Annotated in this window: 17 protein-coding genes; 11 read left to right on the top strand and 6 right to left on the bottom strand. The window is 70.6% G+C overall.

Annotated elements, in window-relative coordinates:
- Nucleotides 1–311: 311 nt before the first annotated feature.
- On the bottom strand, nucleotides 312–989 hold the full coding sequence (locus tag J2Z30_RS38810) for a response regulator (RefSeq protein ID WP_044572955.1): 678 nt from the start codon (nucleotides 987–989) through the stop codon (nucleotides 312–314).
- Entirely contained in the window at nucleotides 990–2,171 is a 1,182-nt protein-coding gene (locus J2Z30_RS38805; protein ID WP_044572953.1) for a histidine kinase, read from the bottom strand.
- Between the two features lie 154 nt (nucleotides 2,172–2,325).
- Here J2Z30_RS38805 and J2Z30_RS38800 point away from each other — a divergent pair, with 154 nt between their 5' ends.
- The 4 genes from J2Z30_RS38800 to J2Z30_RS38785 all read left to right on the top strand — a co-directional run bounded on the left by J2Z30_RS38800 (nucleotide 2,326) and on the right by J2Z30_RS38785 (nucleotide 7,048).
- Entirely contained in the window at nucleotides 2,326–2,637 is a 312-nt protein-coding gene (locus tag J2Z30_RS38800; RefSeq protein ID WP_209469017.1) for a hypothetical protein, read from the top strand.
- 119 nt (nucleotides 2,638–2,756) lie between these two features.
- Nucleotides 2,757–4,334 carry an alpha/beta hydrolase gene (locus J2Z30_RS38795; protein WP_044572947.1) on the top strand — a complete coding sequence of 526 codons (1,578 nt, stop codon included), beginning with the start codon at nucleotides 2,757–2,759 and terminating at the stop codon, nucleotides 4,332–4,334.
- 315 nt (nucleotides 4,335–4,649) lie between these two features.
- Nucleotides 4,650–5,849: an SMI1/KNR4 family protein gene (locus J2Z30_RS38790; protein WP_052701465.1), complete on the top strand. Its 1,200-nt coding sequence runs from the start codon at nucleotides 4,650–4,652 to the stop codon at nucleotides 5,847–5,849.
- Between the two features lie 275 nt (nucleotides 5,850–6,124).
- Nucleotides 6,125–7,048 (top strand): CPBP family intramembrane glutamic endopeptidase, encoded by a 924-nt coding sequence (locus J2Z30_RS38785; protein ID WP_078956789.1) that lies wholly within the window; start codon nucleotides 6,125–6,127, stop codon nucleotides 7,046–7,048.
- A 159-nt stretch (nucleotides 7,049–7,207) separates the two neighbouring features.
- On the opposite strand, the gene J2Z30_RS38780 is transcribed toward J2Z30_RS38785, so the two are convergent.
- Together J2Z30_RS38780 and J2Z30_RS38775 are read right to left on the bottom strand one after the other, a co-directional pair.
- On the bottom strand, nucleotides 7,208–7,756 hold the full coding sequence (locus J2Z30_RS38780; protein WP_044581711.1) for a potassium channel family protein: 549 nt from the start codon (nucleotides 7,754–7,756) through the stop codon (nucleotides 7,208–7,210).
- A gap of 107 nt (nucleotides 7,757–7,863) precedes the next feature.
- A complete protein-coding gene (locus J2Z30_RS38775; protein ID WP_044572940.1) occupies nucleotides 7,864–9,249 on the bottom strand; it encodes a DUF6777 domain-containing protein in 1,386 nt (461 codons plus the stop codon).
- Nucleotides 9,250–9,603: 354 nt separating this feature from the next.
- Between J2Z30_RS38775 and J2Z30_RS38770 the strand changes: the two genes are divergently transcribed.
- A complete protein-coding gene (locus J2Z30_RS38770) occupies nucleotides 9,604–10,488 on the top strand; it encodes a universal stress protein (RefSeq protein WP_044572939.1) in 885 nt (294 codons plus the stop codon).
- A gap of 138 nt (nucleotides 10,489–10,626) precedes the next feature.
- On the opposite strand, the gene J2Z30_RS38765 is transcribed toward J2Z30_RS38770, so the two are convergent.
- Nucleotides 10,627–11,652 carry a 6-phosphofructokinase gene (locus J2Z30_RS38765; protein WP_044572937.1) on the bottom strand — a complete coding sequence of 342 codons (1,026 nt, stop codon included), beginning with the start codon at nucleotides 11,650–11,652 and terminating at the stop codon, nucleotides 10,627–10,629.
- Nucleotides 11,653–11,882: 230 nt separating this feature from the next.
- On the opposite strand from J2Z30_RS38765, the gene J2Z30_RS38760 reads away from it, so the two are divergent.
- The 4 genes from J2Z30_RS38760 to J2Z30_RS38745 all read left to right on the top strand — a co-directional run bounded on the left by J2Z30_RS38760 (nucleotide 11,883) and on the right by J2Z30_RS38745 (nucleotide 14,956).
- Entirely contained in the window at nucleotides 11,883–12,047 is a 165-nt protein-coding gene (locus J2Z30_RS38760) for a hypothetical protein (protein WP_020870122.1), read from the top strand.
- A gap of 162 nt (nucleotides 12,048–12,209) precedes the next feature.
- Entirely contained in the window at nucleotides 12,210–13,043 is an 834-nt protein-coding gene (locus J2Z30_RS38755; RefSeq protein ID WP_044572936.1) for an RNA polymerase sigma factor SigF, read from the top strand.
- A 188-nt stretch (nucleotides 13,044–13,231) separates the two neighbouring features.
- Nucleotides 13,232–14,062 (top strand): RNA polymerase sigma factor SigF, encoded by an 831-nt coding sequence (locus J2Z30_RS38750; protein ID WP_044572934.1) that lies wholly within the window; start codon nucleotides 13,232–13,234, stop codon nucleotides 14,060–14,062.
- 66 nt (nucleotides 14,063–14,128) lie between these two features.
- Nucleotides 14,129–14,956: a hypothetical protein gene (locus J2Z30_RS38745; protein ID WP_044572931.1), complete on the top strand. Its 828-nt coding sequence runs from the start codon at nucleotides 14,129–14,131 to the stop codon at nucleotides 14,954–14,956.
- 88 nt (nucleotides 14,957–15,044) lie between these two features.
- Here the strand turns inward: J2Z30_RS38745 and J2Z30_RS38740 are convergent, their stop codons facing one another.
- Nucleotides 15,045–15,245 (bottom strand): hypothetical protein, encoded by a 201-nt coding sequence (locus J2Z30_RS38740; RefSeq protein ID WP_044572929.1) that lies wholly within the window; start codon nucleotides 15,243–15,245, stop codon nucleotides 15,045–15,047.
- 211 nt (nucleotides 15,246–15,456) lie between these two features.
- Here J2Z30_RS38740 and J2Z30_RS38735 point away from each other — a divergent pair, with 211 nt between their 5' ends.
- Nucleotides 15,457–15,945, top strand: coding sequence for a MarR family winged helix-turn-helix transcriptional regulator (locus J2Z30_RS38735; protein ID WP_044572926.1), 489 nt, complete (start codon nucleotides 15,457–15,459; stop codon nucleotides 15,943–15,945).
- Between the two features lie 128 nt (nucleotides 15,946–16,073).
- The gene (locus J2Z30_RS38730; RefSeq protein ID WP_459179198.1) at nucleotides 16,074–18,584 is read left to right on the top strand and encodes an MFS transporter; all 2,511 of its coding nucleotides are present in this window, start codon (nucleotides 16,074–16,076) and stop codon (nucleotides 18,582–18,584) included.
- Nucleotides 18,585–18,593: the final 9 nt, after the last annotated feature.

The raw sequence follows: 18,593 nt of genomic DNA, 5'->3' as shown, positions 1-18,593 counted from the left end.
TGGCCGTCTGTCTATCTGGGCCCTCACCCCGACGCCGAGGAAAACCCCCGGATCAGGCGGAACCCGGTACACCACTTCCAAAGACGCAACCCACTTTGTCCCGGTCTCCGGAAGAACCGCAGGTGAAACGGGTCACGCGGATAGGTTCAAATCCCACCGCTACCGCTCTCACACCCCTCTGGTCTGTGGAAACGCAGGGCAGGGGGTGTTTTGCGCGTGGACGTGCCCACCAGTCGTGTGGACACGTCACGGCAGCGGCTCCGCGACCCGCCCCCTCGGCGCGGCGTCGGCCTCCCGCTGCTCCCGGCTGGTCATTCCTCCGCGTCGCGGACCAGGAGTGCGATCTGCACCCGGTTGTCGACCGCCAGCTTGGCGAACAGGTTGCCTATGTGCGCCTTGACGGTCGCGACGCTGATGTGCAGCCGCGCGGCGATCTCCGGGTTGCCCAGTCCGTCCGCGATGGCCCGAGCGGTATCGAGTTCTCGTTCGGTCAGTGTGGACAGCTGTTTCCGTGCGGCTTCGCGGGATGAGTCGCGAGCGTGAGAGGAGTGCGGGCTGGTGGCTGCGGCGATCACCCGTGCCGTGGCCGCTGGAGAGAGCACGGGGTTGCCGTCCGCGACGGTCCGCACCGCGTCGAGGATCCGCAGCGGTTGGGTGTCCTTGAGGACGAACCCGAGTGCTCCGGCGTGCAGTGCGCCGAGCACCAGATCGTCGGAGTCGAATGTGGTCAGCATGAGCACCCGCGGCGGCGCCGGTCGGGTGAGGAGTTCCCGGGTCGTGCTGAGACCGTCGCGGCCGGGCATCCGCACGTCCATCAGGACGACGTCCGGCCGCTGCTCGTCCACCACGGTGATCGCGGCGTCCCCGTCGGCCGCTTCCGCGACGACGGTCAGGTCCGGTTCGCCGTCGATGACGAGCCGCAGCGCCATGCGCACCAGCTGGTCGTCGTCGACGATGACGACGCGCACCGGCTCCCGCTCGGTATCCACTCATGCTCTCTTTTCGTGGGTGGGGTTCGGCCAGGGTAGTCGCGCGGTGAGGAGGTATCCGCTGTCGGGTGTGGGGTGGTGGTCGAGTTCCCCGCCGGCGAGGGTGATGCGTTCGGTGAGGCCGAGCAGACCGAACCCCGATGCCGGTGGTGGTGCGGTTGCCCTGGTGGCCGGGGAGTTGTGGACGCTGACGTCGAGGTTGTCGCCCGCTGTTCCTTCGAGGGTGATGTGTACGTACGCGCCCGGGGCGTGTTTGGCGGCGTTGGTCAGGCCTTCCTGGACGATCCGGTAGCAGGTGCGTCCGGCGGCGTCGGACGGGGTTCCCGTCACGGTGGTGGTGAGCGTGACGTCCAGTCCGGATGTGCGCGCGTCGGCCACCAGGTCGGGGATGCGGTCGAGGGAGGGTTGGGGTGGTTCCGGGCGGCCCGGGTCGGCCCGGAGCACCCCGAGGACGTCCCGTAGTTCTTCCAGGGCCTGGTGGGAGCCGTCGGCGATGCCGCGGACCAGCACGCGGTTCTCCTCGGCTGTGAGGTCGCCGCGGTGGTCCAGCACTCCGGCCTGCATGGCGACCAGGGAGATCCGGTGCGCGAGTACGTCGTGCATCTCGCGGGCGATCCGGTTTCGTTCCAGGGCCCGCGCCTGCGCCGCTCGTGCGGTCTGTTCCCGTTCCGCGCTCTCCGCCCGGTCCCGCAAAGACCGCAATTCGACGCGCCGCGCCCCGATGGCCATGCCCATGGCCACCGCGATGCCCGCGGTCAGTGCCGGGAAGGTGAGTTCGAGCCACCACGAGTCGGACGAGCGCTGGAGCGGGTAGAGCCCACCGGAGAACTGTGACGCGGTCACCAAAGCCAGACCGACGACCCCGCTCTCCACCGGACGGCGACGCGTGGAGAGCGAGACCAGCGCCAGAAACGCGGCGCCGGTGGCGAGTGCCGACGCGGTCGAGGCGATCGCGACCGTCATGGCGACGGCGAGCGGGAACCGCCGCCGCCACAGAAGCGCCGTCAGACAGCCGAGAGCCACCAGCGGATCACCGATGAAGAACCACGAGCCCGTTTCGCCCGTCTGACCCCGCAGGGCCACACCGATGGAGAGCCAGAGCGGTATCCCCACTGTCGCGGCCGCCACCAGCCGCCATGTCTGCTGCCACCACCCGAGCCGTGGCGCGACGTCCGTGTTCACCTGGCCAGTATCGCGATTCCGTGCGGCCGGTGCGTCAGCCCCGGGGGCTGATGCGCCCTCGACCAGAGTCGCATCACCACCCCGTCTTCGGTCGGAGGCGATGCGAGCCGCCGGGCTGATGTGCCTGCTGGGCCGCCCGAACAGACTCGTGTCCGTGCCGAGACGACCGAACACCAGGCGGAGAAACGCGATGCGCAAGGGTGGCTATGTGGCCCTTGAGGCGGTCGGGATGGTGATCACGGTCCTGGCCACCCAAGCGATGATCCGCGCTTTGCTCAACCCGGACTCCGAGCCGCTGTGGGGCGCCCTCAACGGGGTCCCCGGCGGCCTCACCGGCCAGCTGATCCTCCTCGGATTCATCGCGCTCGTCGCCATGGTGTCCGGTGGCTGGGCACACACCCGCAAGGAACCGACCACCGAGCAGGCCGGTAATTCCGGGGGAATCCACGACCGCGGAACGACCTGACGCCCATCCGGACGACAGACCCGCACCTACGGCATGTGCGCCGACGCGCCCCGGCTGCCGCGGGCCCGCCCGTTCCGGCGCCCCCGTGTGCCCCCATGCGCCCCTCAGGAGAACATCAGATGCGTAGAAAAACCCTGTCCCTCACCCTCGCCGCGACCACGGTGGCGGCGACCGCGGTGGCGCTGACCGTGATTCCGGAAGTGTCGGTGGCGACGCCGGACACGGCGGCGACGACGCAGGACACCGTGCGGTGGGGCCCGTGCTCGGAGAAGGCCGACTCAGCCCGTAAGGCCGCCTCACCCAGCAAGGCCGCCTCAGCCGATAAGGCCGCCTCAGCCCGTAAGGCCGCCTCATCCCGTCTCGAGTGCTCGACACTCAAAGTCCCGCTGGACTACCGCGATCCCGGCGGCCGTCAGATCGAGATCGCGATCTCCCGGCTGGCGAGCGAGAAACCCTCGCAACGCCGCGGCGTGCTGCTGACCAATCCAGGCGGCCCCGGCATCACAGGACTCGGCTACCCGGCCGTTCTCGCCGCCTCGAAGCTGCCGCAGAAGGTGCTGGACTCCTACGACGTGATCGGCTTCGACCCGCGTGGCGTCGGCCGCAGCACGCAGGTGACCTGCGACCTGACGCCGGCACAGCGGAGCCGCGGCAACTTGCCGCCGTACGCCCACACCGCGGCCGATGTCACGCGGGCGGCGGGGAACGCGCGGACCATCGCCGAGCAGTGCGCCACCTCGCGGACGGCGTGGATGCTGCCGCACACCACCACCGCGAACACCGCGCGCGACATGGACCGGATCCGGACGGCGCTGGGCGAGCGGACCCTCTCCTACCTCGGCGGTTCCTACGGCTCCTACCTCGGTGCGGTGTACACGACGCTGTTCCCGGGGCGCAGCGACCGGATCGTGCTCGACAGCAATCTGAGCCCCGGCGGTTACGACGTCACGGCCACGCGGTCGCTCGCCCGTGGAATGGAGGACCGGTTCCCGGACTTCGCGGCGTTCGCGGCCGCGCACCCCGAGTACGGCCTGGGCACCACACCGCAGCAGGTGACCGCGAAATTCTTCGAGCTCGCGAAGCGGTTGGAGGCGAAGCCGGTCCGGGGCATCGACGCGACGTTGTTCCGCGGAATCACCTTTGACCGCCTCTACAGCGATGCGTCCATGCCCTCGGTGGCCGAGATGTGGCAGGCACTCGACAAGGATCGGCCGCTGCCGCCCGACACCCCGCCGTCGATGGAGAACATGGAGAACTTCATGTCCGCCCGTTTCGCTGTGACCTGTGGCGATTCGCGCTGGCCGGGGACGGTCCGGGAGTATCAGCGCAATGTCGCGGTCGACCGGCTGAGGTACCCGATGCTGGGCGGGTCCGCGGCAAGCATCGGACCGTGCGCGTTCTGGCCGGACGAGCGGGTCGAGCCGCCGGTGCGTATCGGTGACCGGGGCCCGTCGAACGTGCTCATGGTGCAGAACGAGCGCGACCCGGGGACACCGCTGGCCGGCGCCAAGAAGCTGCGGCGGGCATTCGGAAAGCGGGCCACGATGGTGACTGCCGACCAGGGCGGGCACGGCGTCTACCCCTTCGGCCTCAACATGTGCGCGAACGACGCGGTGACGGAATTCCTGACCACCGGGCAGCGCCCGGCGCGGGACCTTGCCTGCGCGGCGGAGCCTGACGCCAGCCCAACCACATGAGTTCTCAGAGGCCTATGGGAGGTACATCCATGCCACCTCCTCGGCGACCCCGGCCTCGAGTCGGCGGCCACGGCTGCGCCACCCCGATACCCTGGCCGATCCCGCACTGTTGGAACGAGCCGTCGCCGCCAACAGCGCGGGCGCGACGTCGAGGGCTGGACAGGTCAGGTCGGGGCGGGGCGGGGCGGGGCGGGGCGGACAAGAGCGGTACCGCCCCGTAGTCCGGTCGGACGCGTAACCGCGTAACCGCGTAACCGCGTAACACCGGGGAACAGCGACGATGTAGGTCCGACCATCCGATCCGGAGGACCACACGTGACCTTGGACATCGCCGCGTTCACCACCCCCGGCCCGGAACGGTCGCCCGCGTCGCTCCCCGTCGACTGGGCGGCGGTCGAGGCGTGGCTGGGGGTGGCGCTGCCGGACGACTACAAGCGGTTGGCCGACGCCTACGGGCCGCTGGACTTCGGCCAGTTCGTATGGATCCACGTGCCGTGCGTCCAGGCGGAACGCTTCGACTACGGGAACTGGCTGCGCGACACGCACCGCGAGGCCCGTATCGAGAGCCGCGAGCTGCCGGAGTCGGAGCGGCCGGCCTTCCACCCGGCCCCCGGCGGACTCCTCGCCTGGGGCGAAACCCGCGGGAGCGACGTGCTGTTCTGGGACACCTCCGTCTCAGAGGATCCCAACGAGTGGACCGTGGTCGTCCTCCACACGGGCCCCGTCCCCGGCAGCGGCCTCCTCCCCTGGCACCGGTACGACCTCACACTCACCGGCTATCTGCGGCACATGGTCCGTGAGACCTGGGAACTCCCCTCCCCGCCCGGCCCCTTGATGGGCCCGCTGCCCGGCACCGTCGCCCGCACCGCCTTTCTGCCGGAGGCCGGGCCCTGGACGCCGCCCGAGCCCACGGTTCCCCGCCTCACCGACGCCGAACGCCACGCCGCCCTGGAAACCGGCACCGGGCTGGATGCCCTGCGCCTGCTGTCCCCGCCCCCCGAAGCGCCGTACCTGGGCGGCGGCACCTGGGAGGGGCTCTTCGAGGAGCTGGGCACGCGGCTGCCACGGGAATACGTGGCCCTCCTGGACCTGTACGGCGCCGGGTGCTGGAGCGGCTGGCTGCGCTTCCACACTCCGCTGCGCCCGGCCGGACTGGGCTTCGCCCGGCACGTCGAGTCGACCCTGGACGGCTACGGGCAGCTCAAGGAGAAGTACCCGGAGGACTTTCCCCTCGCGAGGTGGCCCGAGCCCGGCGGCTTTCTGCCCTTCGCCAACTCCATCGACGGCGACTACCTGGGCTGGCTCACCGACGGCGACGACCCCGACGGCTGGCCCCTCATCGTCTGGCCCCGCCACGCCAGGCAGGACCGGCCGTGGGACCGCGGCCTCGTCGACGCGCTCCTCGCCTGGCAGCGCGGCACCTTCGCGACCGCGGGGCTGGCAGCGCTGGACGAGGACGACGACCCCGTCGAGTGCGCGGGGTTCGAGCCCTGGGACGACCGCGCCTACTGGTGAGCCACCCGTTCGCGGGATCAACGGTGTGCTCGTTTCCGAACAGCGCCGTGGAAGGCCCCCCTTGGGACGGACGTACGGCTCGACGTGTGCTCGCCCACGGGGTGGGCCCGGTCACCGCGCAGGGCTGAACCGTCCCGGCGCACCTGACCCGGTGTCCCCCGTACGAGCTACACGCGATTGTCCACCTCGGGGTCACGTTCCAGGGTGCCCCCTGCTCATAGCGTTCCCATCGATGCAGGGGCGGCCGGGCCGCTGGTCAACGAGGGAGAAATGTCATGTCGCTCTGGAACGCACGGGCAGCGCAGTGGGTGAAGCGCCAGTTCTCGCAGTCACCGTTCGAGCCAACGCGCCGGGTGTGGCCGACCGGGGTGCGGCTTGCGGTGATGGTGGTGCTGTTCATCCTGGTGACGGGGTTCGCTGCGGGGATGAGGGGCGTGGCGGGCGACAACCCGGTGCTGTCCCTGCTGTTCGGCGCGGCGGCCGTGGCGATCGCCCTGACGGTCTACGCGGCGGCGGTACGGTTCCTCGAACAGCGCCCCGCGTCCGACCTGGACACCACCGTGGCCGGGTCCGGCCTACGCATCGGCATCCCCATCGGCCTCGGGCTCTTCGTCGCGACGTTCGCGTTGATCGCCCTCTTCGGCGGATACAGCACGAAGGGCGGGGTGTCCGTCGGCGGCGCGGTGACCCTTTTCGGGATGATGGCGGGGGTCGCGGTCGTCGAGGAACTCCTCTTCCGCGGCACCGTCTTCCGTCTCGTCGAGAATCTCGCCGGTACGCGGGGTGCGTTGGCCATCTCGGGCCTGCTGTTCGGAGCGATTCACCTGGTCAACCCCGGTGCCACCGTGTGGGGCTCGCTGGCCATCGCCATCGAGGCCGGCCTGATGCTCGGCGCCGCCTACGCGGCCACCCGCACCCTGTGGCTGCCGATCGGCCTGCACTTCGCCTGGAACTTCGCCCAGAGTGGCATCTTCGGCATCACGGCCTCCGGCAACGAGGACATGCCCGGCGGCCTGGTCCACGGCGTGCTGTCCGGCCCCGACGTGATCAGCGGAGGCGGCTTCGGTCCGGACGCCAGTATCTTCGCCATCCTCGTCTGCGCCGTCCCCACGGTCGTATTCCTGAGCATGGCCAAGCGTCGAGGCCGCCTCTACACCCGCCGCCAGCTCCAGTCCGCGAGGACGCCCGCATTCTCCTGACCACCGCGGCCGTCGCGGCCACGGACCCCGGCCACCGACCCCGGCCACCGACCCCGGCCACCGATCCGAAGAGCGCCTACGGAAGATTTCCGTAGGCGCTCTTGCCTTGCGGTACGGCAACGACTTTCTGAGCGGTTCGCTTCGGCGGGGGCACGGGCCTCAGCTCTGCTCTCCCGGTCGGGGTTCCCCGTAGCCGCGTGTGAGATCGTCGCCGCCGCCGTGCCGTCCGCCGCGCGAGGCGATCATCCCCTCCAGGCGATCGAAGCGTGCGTACAGCGCCTCGGCGTCCGCCGAGAGCCGCCGCTCACCGCCGAGGAGGCGGTCATGGGCCGCCTGGGTCAAGCGGTGCTGCCGCTTCTGTTCGCGGCCGACGAACCAGGCGGCGATGGCCGCGGTGATCATGCCGTAGGCCGTGATGCCGACGAACATCACCACGCAGGCGATCAACCGCCCCCAGAGCGTGACCGGGTAGAAGTCGCCGTAGCCGACCGTGGTCGCGGTTTCGACCGACCACCACAGGGCCTTGGGGTAGCTGGTGAGGTTCGCCGAGGGGGCGCCGCGCTCGGCCGCCACGGCGGCGTACGAGCCGAGCAGCATGGTCACGCCGAGGACGAGCGTGGCCACGACGGCCGCCTGGGTGTGCAGCGGCCGGTCCGCGCGGCCGAGCAGCAGCCTGACCGTCCTGGTCAGGAACGCGGGCAGAACCATGGTCACCATGCTGCCGCCGGACGGTGCGCGGAGCGCGCCCGGCGTCCGTTCGGTTGCGCCGAACGGACGCCGTCACGGCCGGGCCGGGGCCGGGGTGGCCCCGGTGGTCAGGGGCCGGAGGGGGGCGGCTGCTGCGGAGGCTGTTGCTGGTTGGGGTCGGGCTGGGGCTGCTGGGGCGGGGGCTGGTTCGGGGGTGGTTGGTTGGGCGGGGGCTGGTTCGGAGGGGGCTGGGGCGGCGGAGGCGGGTTCGGCGGGGGCTGGTTCGGGGGCGGTTGGTTGGGCGGCGGCTGGTTCGGAGGGGGCTGCGGCTGCTGCTGCTGGCCCGGATCCGAGGGCTGGTCCTGGGGCTGCTGCTGCTGGCCGGGGTCCGAAGGCTGGTCCTGCGGTTGCTGCTGGCCCGGATCCGAGGGCTGATCCTGGGGCTGCTGCTGCCCCGGATCCGACGGCTGGTCCTGCGGCTGGTCCTGGGGTTGCTGCTGCCCCGGATCCGACGGCTGGTCCTGCGGCTGCTGCTGGCCGGGGTCCGACGGCTCGTCGGAGGGCTGCGACTGCTGCGAGGGGGTGCCGGACGGGCGCTCGGTCTCCAGTGGGGTGAACCGGTCCGACGGCTTCATGGTGACCTTCGGCGCCTCCCGCAGCCGCGGGGCGTGCTGCTCGCCCGGCATCGCCAGGAACGAGGGGTAGTCGGCGCGGGCCAGCACCGTGTCCCGCGGGTCGCCGCTGCCGTCGCCGTCGCCGAGTGGGCGCTTCAGCAGCTCGGCCTTGCCGATCCCCACCAGGACGAGGTGCTTGGCGTTCTTCGTGGCCGGCCGGATGACGGTCACCGTGCTCCGTGAGAAACCGTTCCACTCGGGCCCGGTGAAGGTCGGCTTGGCGTTGCGCGGCGGGGCCGAGACCTTTACGGGATTTCCGGAGTCGCACTTCACGACGGGCAGACCGCGCTCATCGACGAAAACCGCCGTTCCGGCCTGGAGAACGGCGGACACCGGCTTCACCCCACCGCGGTAGCCGTAGGTCTTCGCGTAGGTGTCGGAGCGCAGGGTGACGCTCGTGAGCCGGTTGACGAAACCGGGGATGCCGTCGGGCGAGATGTGCTGGACCTTGCTCCAGGCGGCGCCCTTCCGCTTGTCGGCGTCGAGGTCGTGGAGCAGCCCCTGCCGGTCACAGGGCTGCCGGTTCCGGACGCCGGCGTAGAGACCGGGGGTGTTGCCGCGGAAGGCACGGCCTCCGTTGGAGGGCGAGACCACGTGTTTGTGGTCCCGGCCGACGGAGGAGGTGAACGCGGGGACAGAGGTCTTTCCGACGGGTTCCCGCCGGTATTCGACCGTCGAGGCGTATCCGGCGGCTTCCCCCGGCACCTCTTTGGAGGCTTCCCCGGATGCCTTTCCGGAGGAGGAGACCATCCCAAGGACCACCACGACGGCGACCACGACGACGAAACCGACGACGAATGCTGAACGACGCGAGGTGAGGTGCCATGAGATCGAGCGCATTTCCGTCTCCTTCCCTTACCTCGCCCCCATCCTGCGCTCGCTCCGCACACCCCCGCTTCCCCCGAAACCTTGACATCTCACCCCACTTTCGGGGGGCTTGGGCCGTGTTTGCCCGTCGCCGCTCGCAGAACCGCCCCCGGTCCGGGGTGCACCCGGACCGGGGGCGGTCACTACCCCTCGCGGTCTGTGCGCGGCGAACCTCCGACCATGTCGGATCTTCGTCACGTATCTAGACTAAACGGACGCGCTCCATTTGGCAGCAGAACGGACAGGAGATACGGACCTGAGTGACGGATCCGACTGCCGGATTCGATTGACGGATCCGACTGACGGACGGCAGCCGAGGAGGACCCGATGAGCGGCCCTGTCGTGGCGGGGGTCGACGGCTCCCGGCGCAGCCTTACGGCGGCCGAGTGGGCCGCGCGGGAGGCGGCGCGGCGCGGAGTCGCGCTGCGCCTCGTGCACGCCTGTCCGCCGCTGCCGCGCAGGGTCTCGCCGGTGCCCGGGGTGGACGCCTGGCAGAACGTGGGCGAGCAGATGCTCGGGCAGACCGTGGCCGACTTCCGGGCGCGCCTTCCGGAGCTCGGGATCGACGGCGAGCACACCGACTCCGAACCGGCCGAGGCCCTGCTCACGGCCGCCGCGAGCGCCGGGCTGCTGGTGGTCGGGGCCCGGGGCTGGGGCGGCTTCGAGGGGCTGGCGGTGGGCTCCGTGGCACTGCGGGTGGCGGCGATGGCGGACTGCCCCGTCGTCACGGTGCCGGATGAGCGCCGTACGGGCGCCGGGTGGGACGGTACGGATGCGGACGAGGTGCAGCTCGGCTTCGACGCGCACGCCCCGGCGGAGGCGCCGGCCGCCTTCGCGTTCCGCGCCGCCCAGGAGCGGGGCGTCCCGCTGCGGGTGGTGCACGCCTGGGCGCTGCCCCCGGCCTCCCCGTCGGCCTGGATGCTCACGGTGCTGGAGGAGGACCGCGCGATGTGGGAGGACCAGGAGAGCCAGGTGGTCTCCGACGCCCTGCGGCCATGGCGGGAGGGCTGCCCCGAGGTCGCCGTGGTACCGGATGTCGTTCTGCTCAATCCGGCGGAGGCACTGGTCAGAGCCTCGGAGCGGGCCGGGCTGCTGGTGATCGGACGCCGTACGGCCACCCGGCCCACCCAGCTGCGGCTGGGGCCGGTGGCCCATGCGGTGCTGCACCACGCCCACTGCCCGGTGACGGTCGTACCGCACCCCGGGCCCTGAGACCGCCCCTCCCGCGCGCCGAGGCCTGAGCCCGCCCCTCCCGCACCCCGGAGGCTTGAGCCCACCCTCCCCGCGCGCCGGAGGCCTGAGCCTGCCCTCCCCGCGCGCCCGGAGCCCGCACCCCAGTCCCGCAGGCGCTCAGCCGAAGAACACCCCGAATTCCGAGTACAGCGCGGGATCGACGCCCTTGGTGCCCACCGTGGCCTCCGCGAGCGGTATCCGCACGATGTCCGTGCCGCGCAGCGCCACCATCGTGCCGAAGTCCCGGTCCTTGACCGTGTCGATCGCGCGCAGCCCGAAGCGGGTGGCCAGCCAGCGGTCGAACGCGCTGGGCGTCCCACCGCGCTGGATATGGCCCAGGACCGTGGTGCGGGCCTCCTTGCCGGTGTGATCGGCGATCTCATGGGACAGCCACTCGCCGATACCGGACAGCCGGACATGGCCGAACTCGTCCAGGCTGGAGTCCTTGACCACCATCTGGCCCTCCTTCGGCACGGCCCCCTCCGCCACCACCACGATCGGCGCGTATCTGATCGTGAAGCGGTTCTCCACCCAGGCGCAGACCTGGTCGATGTCGAAGGGCTGCTCGGGGATCAGGATGACGTTGGCACCGCCCGCGATGCCCGAGTGGAGGGCGATCCAGCCGGAGTGCCGCCCCATGACCTCGACGACCAGGGTGCGGGTGTGGGATTCGGCGGTGGTGTGCAGCCGGTCGATCGCCTCGGTGGCGATATTGACGGCGGTGTCGAAGCCGAAGGTGTAGTCGGTGCCCGCCACATCGTTGTCGATCGTCTTGGGCACCCCGACCACCTGGATGCCCTCGTCCGCCAGCGCCGCGGCGACCCCGAGCGTGTCCTCGCCGCCGATCGCGATGAGCGCGTCCACCTCGTACTCGGCGAGCGTCCGCCGCACCCGGTCGGCCCCGCCCTCGCCGGCCAGGGGGTTGGTCCGGGAGGAGCCGAGGATGGTGCCGCCGCGCGGCAGGATGCCGCGCACGGCCGGGACGTCCAGCGGCACGATGGCTCCTTCGAGCGCGCCGCGCCAGCCGTCCCGCACTCCGACGAACTCGAAGCCGTGGACCTCCACGCCCTTCCGGACGATGCCGCGGATCGCGGCGTTGAGCCCGGGGCAGTCACCGCCGCCGGTCAGCACACCGACACGCATTTCCGCTCCCTCCGCCGACGGCGCGAGCCGCTGCCGTCGCCGCTCCTTCCGGCGCCACTCTTGCCACCCCCCTTTCTCCAGAATCCACCCATATGTAGCGCGGTGCCCACAGCGGCGTAGGGGTGTCCCCACAACACCGGTCTGTTCATCCGACTGATACGACTGATGCGCCAGAGGTGTGGATAGACTCTCGCAACTGCACAAGGGCACAGCGGGGAGAGGCAGCACAGATGGCCCAGGCGAAGAAAATCGTGCTCTATATGCTGATCGTCTTCGTGCTGTACACGATCATCAAGACGCCGGCTCGGGCAGCCGACCTCGTCCAGGTCGGTTTCGAGGGCATATCGGACGCCGCCAAGAGCGTCGGCGAGTTCATGACGGAACTGACCAACTAGCCTCGCGCCCCTCCCGTTCCCGCCCTCGAACCCATGCCCTCATTGGTCCCTTATCGGGCGATTTCTCCACCAACACGTGGTAAAGCGGTGCTTGCACACAGTGCACATGTCTTGTGATGCTATGACCGCTTTTGCCGGGTGAGTACATCGTGAAGGGGTGGCGTGACCGTGTCGGCCCGTACCGCGCCCAGAACCCCGCCCCAGGGCGATGGCGGCAGCGAAAGCGGCAGAAGCCGCGGGGCTGACGCCAGAGCGCTCACCCAGGTGCTCTTCGCCGAGCTCTCTGACCTCACCCCCGGAACCCCCGAGCACGCCCGCGTGCGCGCCGCGCTCATCGAGGCCAATCTGCCGCTGGTCCGCTACGCCGCGGCCCGCTTCCGCAGCCGCAACGAGCCCATGGAGGACGTGATCCAGGTCGGCACCATCGGCCTGATCAACGCGATCGACCGATTCGACCCGGACCGCGGGGTGCAGTTCCCGACCTTCGCCATGCCGACCGTCGTGGGCGAGATCAAGCGCTACTTCCGCGACAACGTCCGCACCGTCCATGTCCCGCGCCGGTTGCACGAGCTATGGGTACAGGTCAACGGCGCGACCGAGGATCTGACCGTGCTGCACGGCCGCTCCCCTACGACGGCCGAGATCGCCGAACGGCTCAAGCTCGGCGAGGAGGAGGTGCTGGCCTGCATCGAGGCGGGCCGTTCGTATCACGCCACCTCCCTGGAGGCCGCCCAGGAGGGCGACGGACTGCCCGGTCTCGTCGACCGGCTCGGCTACGAGGATCCCGCGCTCGCCGGAGTCGAGCACCGCGATCTGGTGCGCCATCTGCTCGTACAACTGCCCGAGCGCGAGCAGCGTATCCTTTTGCTCCGTTACTACAGCAACTTGACGCAATCTCAGATCAGCGCCGAGCTCGGTGTCTCCCAGATGCATGTGTCCCGGCTGCTGTCCCGGAGCTTCGCCCGGCTGAGATCCGCGAACCGGATCGAGTCCTGATCCTTGCGAGGGACCTCCGCCCCGGGGCCTCAAGGCTGTAATGTCGACATGGCGCTACAGCGTGTTGCCGACATGTGACATTCTGCAGGAACCGCGTTTGGCGCGGCCCGACCTCCGGTATTCAGGGGGAGGCTGCGTCGGACGCGAACCGCGCAGCTGGGATCCGTCCGCGACCTCTAGGGGGTGGCATGTCCGTAGAACTGGGCAGCTCGAAGGTGCTCAACAACGACGCACCGCTCATGCCTGACGACTGCGACGCCATCGACACCCGCACCCTCTCCCGCTCCCTCTTCCTGCGGCTCGCCACACTCGACAAGGTCAGTGCGGAGGCCGGCTACGTCCGTGACACCCTCATCGAGCTCAACCTCCCGCTCGTCCGTTACGCGGCGGCCCGGTTCCGCAGCCGTAACGAGCCGATGGAGGACATCGTCCAGGTCGGCACCATCGGCCTGATCAAGGCGATCGACCGCTTCGACTGCGAACGCGGCGTGGAGTTCCCGACGTTCGCCATGCCGACCGTCGTGGGCGAGATCAAGCGGTTCTTCCGCGACACCAGCTGGTCGGTGCGGGTCCCGCGGCGGCTGCAGGAGCTGCGCCTGGCCCTCACCAAGGCCAGTGACGAGCTGTCGCAGAAGCTCGACCGCTCCCCGACCGTCACCGAGCTCGCCACGGCGCTGGGCGTCTCCGAGGAGGACGTGGTCGACGGGCTGGCGGTGGGCAACGCCTACACGGCCAGCTCGCTGGACTCCCCGTCCCCCGAGGACGACGGCGGCGAGGGGTCGCTCGCCGACCGGCTGGGGTACGAGGACAGCGCGCTGGAGGGGGTGGAGTATCGCGAGTCGCTCAAGCCCCTGCTGGCCAAACTGCCGCCGCGCGAGCGCCAGATCATCATGCTGCGCTTCTTCGCCAATATGACGCAGTCGCAAATCGGCGAAGAGGTCGGGATCTCCCAGATGCATGTCTCCCGGCTGCTCACCCGGACCCTGGCCCAGCTGCGTGAGGGCCTGATCTCGGACTGAGCCGCCACTGGCCGGTCCCCTGCCGGATCCCTGTACACCTGACGGGCCGTCAGCCACACTGGCCCGATGCGATACGCATGGAGCCGGACAACGGGCCGCCGAGGCACGGCAATCGCCTCCTCGGCGGCCGCGCTGTGCCTGGGGGCACTCCTCAGCGGCTGCGGCGGTGGCGGCGACGGCTATGTGGCCGCCGGTGCGGCCGGACCCGACGGCCAGCGGACCGCGAACGCCGTGCCGCCCAAGGGCGACGTCGACCTGGTGCCCCTGGACGAGGGCGGCACGGACAACGATCGCGACGGTAAGGACGGCACGGACGGGCAGCGCGATCGGGGCGCGGCCGGACCCACCGCCACCACGGACGGCAGAACGGACGGACCGGCCTCGCGGGCGCCCTCGGCATCCGCGAAGGCCCCCGACCGCGCGGACGGCCCGGACGGCCCGGACGGCGGGAAGAGCGGCTCCGGGGCCCCGGGACGTACGGACGACGGCCCCAAGGGCGGCGGCGGACCCAAGGGCGACGAACCCGGCAAGCCCTCGCCCTCCGGCTCCGGTTCGGACCCCTCCGGCACCCCCACGCCCACCGGACCGGCCGCCCTCAAGGTCGGCAAGCCGGAGCGCACGGCGACCGATGAGCGCTGGTGCGAGAAGGTGAAGGTCGAGTTCCGTAACACCGGGGGAGCGCCGGTCGCCTCAGGCACCGTCACCTTCGGGACGCATGTGATCGACGCGCTCGGCATCGACTGGGCCACGCTGGAGTCCAAGGAAGAGCTGCCCGCGCCGATCGGCGCGGGTCAGAAGAAGGAGAAGACCTGGACGGTGTGCGTGGACGACTGGCGGGTGCCGCTGGGCATGCATATCGAGACACAGGACATCTCGGTCAGCTGGAAGCCGTAAGGCCGGCCCGGCAGCCGTAAGGGGCGCGGGAGCTCAGGGCTCCCCGCGGGAGCTCAGACCCCCGCGGTAAGCGTCAGGGCTTCGTGGCTCAGCCCAGCGCCAGCCAGGCCACCGCCGCGACGATCACGACCGCCGCGATCACACCGACGATCAGGCCGACGCGCGAACCGCCGCCCGATCCGGTGGACGTCTGAGGCTGCCGGGTGCCCTCGTCGACGAAGGCGCGGAACATCTGGGTGGAGCCGGACGGGTCCTGGTTCCCGTTGGGGCTCTGGGGGTTGTTCGCCATGAGCCCCGACCCTAGCGAACGAGCGGATTCCGGGACACCCCCGGGTCTCAGCAGCCCCTTGCACCTCAGCCGCCCCGCTTGACCGACTCCAGGGCGACTCTTTAACGGCAATTTACCGCCCAGACCACCCTTTCATTTGCCTGTAGCAACTAACTTCTTCTATGGTTGCCTTAAGCAACTGACCATTCCGACCAATCCCACTGGGGGTGCCGTGGCCGCGCAGCGCCACTATGAGGAGCTGGCCCGGCAGCTCAGCGGCATCGGCACCGTCAAGCGCGGGCTCGGGCGCGTCCTGCCGGCCGACTGCCCGTCGGGCTCCGCCGTCGTCCTGATGCTCCTCGACCGCTACGGCGAGATGCGCATGAGCAAGCTCGCCGAGCTGCTCGACATCGACATGTCGGTGACCAGCCGGCATGTGGCGCATGTCGCGAACCGCGGCTGGGTGGACCGCACGCCCGACCCGCTCGACCGGCGGTCGCGGCTGCTGAGCATCAACCCCAGCGGTCGAACACTGCTCGGTCAGGTCTCCGAGCGCTACACAGACGCGCTCGCCAGCTGTCTGAGCGACTGGTCGGACGAGGACGTCGACCGCCTCAATGAACTTCTCGCCCGGTTGCGGTCGAGCTTCGGGGACACCCGTTCCCGGGCTCTGCCGCAACAGGCGGAGACCAGCATCACCCGTACACCTTCGCAACGTTAAGGAACTTCATGGCAACGACCACACCGGACGGCGGTGTGCGGGGACCCGCGGGGCACCCCGCCCACGCCAAGCACGGCGGAGGAGGCCACAGAGGCCAGCACGGCCACGACGCGGACGCATCGACGCCGATGACCCACCGGCAGATCATGGAGGCGCTCTCCGGGCTGCTGCTGGGGATGTTCGTCGCGATCCTGTCGTCGACGATCGTCTCCGCCGCACTGCCCAAGATCATCGCTGACCTCAACGGCAGCCAGTCCTCCTACACCTGGGTCGTCACCGCCACCCTGCTGGCCATGACGGCCACCACGCCGCTGTGGGGCAAGCTCGCCGACCTCTTCAGCAAGAAGCTGCTGGTCCAGATAGCCCTGGTGATCTACGTCGCGGGCTCCGTGGTGGCCGGTCTGTCGCAGAACCCCGGCATGCTGATCGCCTGCCGCGTGGTGCAGGGCGTCGGCGTCGGCGGTCTGTCCGCCCTCGCCCAGATCGTCATGGCCGCGATGATCTCCCCCCGGGAGCGCGGCCGGTACAGCGGCTACCTCGGCGCGACCTTCGCCGTCGCGACCGTCGGCGGTCCGCTGCTGGGCGGCGTGATCACCGACACCGAGTGGCTGGGCTGGCGCTGGTGCTTCTACGTCGGCGTGCCGTTCGCCGTCATCGCGCTGATCGTCCTTCAGAAGACCCTGAAGCTCCCCGTGGTGAAGCGGGACGTCAAGGTCGACTGGGGCGGCGCCTTCTTCATCAGCGCCGCGGTCTCGCTGCTGCTGATCTGGGTGACCTTCGCGGGCGACAAGTACGACTGGATCTCGTGGCAGACCTACGCGATGGTCGGCGGCTCGATCGCACTCGGTCTGATCTTCCTGCTGATCGAGTCCAAGGCGAGCGAGCCGATCATCCCGCTGCGGCTGTTCCGCAACAAGACGATCACCCTCGCCTCTCTGGCGTCGCTCTTCGTCGGTATCGCGATGTTCGCCGGAACCGTCTTCTTCAGCCAGTACTTCCAGCTGGCGCGCGGTAAGTCGCCCACCATGTCCGGCGTCATGACCATCCCGATGATCGGCGGCCTGTTCATCTCCTCGACCGTCTCCGGTCAGGTCATCACCAAGACCGGTCGCTGGAAGGCATGGCTGGTCTGCGGCGGTGTGCTGGTGACGGCGGGCCTCGGTCTGCTGGGCACCATCCGGTACGACACCCCGTACTGGCACATGGCGATCTACATGGCGCTCATGGGCCTCGGCATCGGCATGATGATGCAGAACCTGGTGCTGGCCGCCCAGAACCAGGTGGCCCCGCAGGATCTCGGCGCGGCCAGCTCCGTCGTCACCTTCTTCCGCTCCCTGGGCGGTGCGGTCGGCGTCTCGGCGCTCGGCGCGGTGCTCGCCAACCGGGTCACCCACTACGTCAAGGACGGCCTGGCGGAACTCGGCCCCAAGGGCGCCGCGCTGGGTCACGGCGGCACCGGCGGCGGTGGCATCCCCGACGTGCGGGCGCTGCCCGAGCCGATGCGCACGATCATGGAGAGCGCCTACGGGCATGGTGTCGCGGACGTCTTCCTCTTCGCCGCCCCGGCCGCGTTCCTCGCCTTCCTGCTGACCCTGTTCATCAAGGAGGTCGCCCTGAAGACCAACTCCGGCACCCAGCAGGCCGCCGGGGCCACCTCGGACACCCCGGCCGCCGACGCGGCCCCGGCCGACACGGTGGCGGCCACGGCCACCCTCGGGCAGGTCGCCGACCTCGAGCCCGCCCTCGTGGGCGCCCCGGCCGCCGAGCCGGACGCCGCCGGTGCCCTCGCGGCCACCGCCCCGCAGACGGCCACCGCTCCGCAGCGCCTTACGGCCTTCGCCTCCGCCGGGGGCGACGGCGCGGACCGTCAGCCCCGGCAGGGTGTGCACGGCTTCGTGCGGAACGCGGAGGGCGGCCCCGTCGCCCGCGCCGCGGTGACGCTGATCTCGCTCGCCGGGCGGCAGCTGGGCCGATCGGTGGCGCACCCCGACGGCTCGTACGCCCTGGACGCGCCGGGTTCCGGCTCGTACGTCCTGATCGCGGCGGCCGACGGCCACCAGCCGCAGGCGTCCACGGTCGTGGTCGGGGACGAGCCGCTCGGCTTCGACATCGTCCTGTCGGCCACCAGCGGTCTGGTGGGCAGCGTGCGCGGTGCCGCCGACGGCCGGCCGGTGGAAGCGGCGATGGTCGTGGTCACCGATGTCCGCGGTGAGGTGCTGGCCACCGGGAAGACCGGTGAACAGGGCGACTTCGGCTTCGAGGAACTGGTCTCCGGGACCTTCACGGTCGCGGTGAACGCGCCGGGCTACCGGCCCGCGGCCCTGCCCGTCGAGGTGGGGGCCCAGGGGCTGACCCGGGTGGAGATAGCGCTGCAGGCCGGCGCCCGGGTGCAGGGCATAGTCCGGGCCGGTGCCGACCGGCGGCCGCTGCCCGACGCGCGGGTCACCCTCGTGGACTCGGCCGGGAACGTGGTCGCCACCGCCACCACCGGTGAGGACGGCGCGTACGCCTTCACCGACCTGGACGCGGGCGACTACACGGTCATCGCGAGCGGCTACCCGCCGGTCGCGGGGGCGCTGACGGTCTCCGGGCCCGGCGTCGACGGCCACGACGTGGAGCTCGCCCACCCGGGCGAGTGACGGAACCCC

This window comes from Streptomyces iranensis (assembly GCF_017874715.1).
GTDB lineage: Bacteria > Actinomycetota > Actinomycetes > Streptomycetales > Streptomycetaceae > Streptomyces > Streptomyces iranensis.
Note: the sequence above shows the minus strand (reverse complement) of the source record. Positions and strands in the feature narration are given on the sequence as shown.

Excerpts from the sequence above, each read along its gene's own strand:
- J2Z30_RS38775 (WP_044572940.1), bottom strand. The coding sequence starts at position 9,249 with ATGCGCTCGATCTCATGGCACCTCACCTCGCGTCGTTCAGCATTCGTC.
- J2Z30_RS38765 (WP_044572937.1), bottom strand. The coding sequence starts at position 11,652 with ATGCGTGTCGGTGTGCTGACCGGCGGCGGTGACTGCCCCGGGCTCAAC.
- J2Z30_RS38745 (WP_044572931.1), top strand. The coding sequence starts at position 14,129 with ATGCGATACGCATGGAGCCGGACAACGGGCCGCCGAGGCACGGCAATC.
- J2Z30_RS38740 (WP_044572929.1), bottom strand. The coding sequence starts at position 15,245 with ATGGCGAACAACCCCCAGAGCCCCAACGGGAACCAGGACCCGTCCGGC.
- J2Z30_RS38750 (WP_044572934.1), top strand. The coding sequence starts at position 13,232 with ATGTCCGTAGAACTGGGCAGCTCGAAGGTGCTCAACAACGACGCACCG.
- J2Z30_RS38730 (WP_459179198.1), top strand. The coding sequence starts at position 16,074 with ATGACCCACCGGCAGATCATGGAGGCGCTCTCCGGGCTGCTGCTGGGG.
- J2Z30_RS38780 (WP_044581711.1), bottom strand. The coding sequence starts at position 7,756 with ATGGTTCTGCCCGCGTTCCTGACCAGGACGGTCAGGCTGCTGCTCGGC.
- J2Z30_RS38770 (WP_044572939.1), top strand. The coding sequence starts at position 9,604 with ATGAGCGGCCCTGTCGTGGCGGGGGTCGACGGCTCCCGGCGCAGCCTT.
- J2Z30_RS38795 (WP_044572947.1), top strand. The coding sequence starts at position 2,757 with ATGCGTAGAAAAACCCTGTCCCTCACCCTCGCCGCGACCACGGTGGCG.
- J2Z30_RS38785 (WP_078956789.1), top strand. The coding sequence starts at position 6,125 with ATGTCGCTCTGGAACGCACGGGCAGCGCAGTGGGTGAAGCGCCAGTTC.
- J2Z30_RS38760 (WP_020870122.1), top strand. The coding sequence starts at position 11,883 with ATGGCCCAGGCGAAGAAAATCGTGCTCTATATGCTGATCGTCTTCGTG.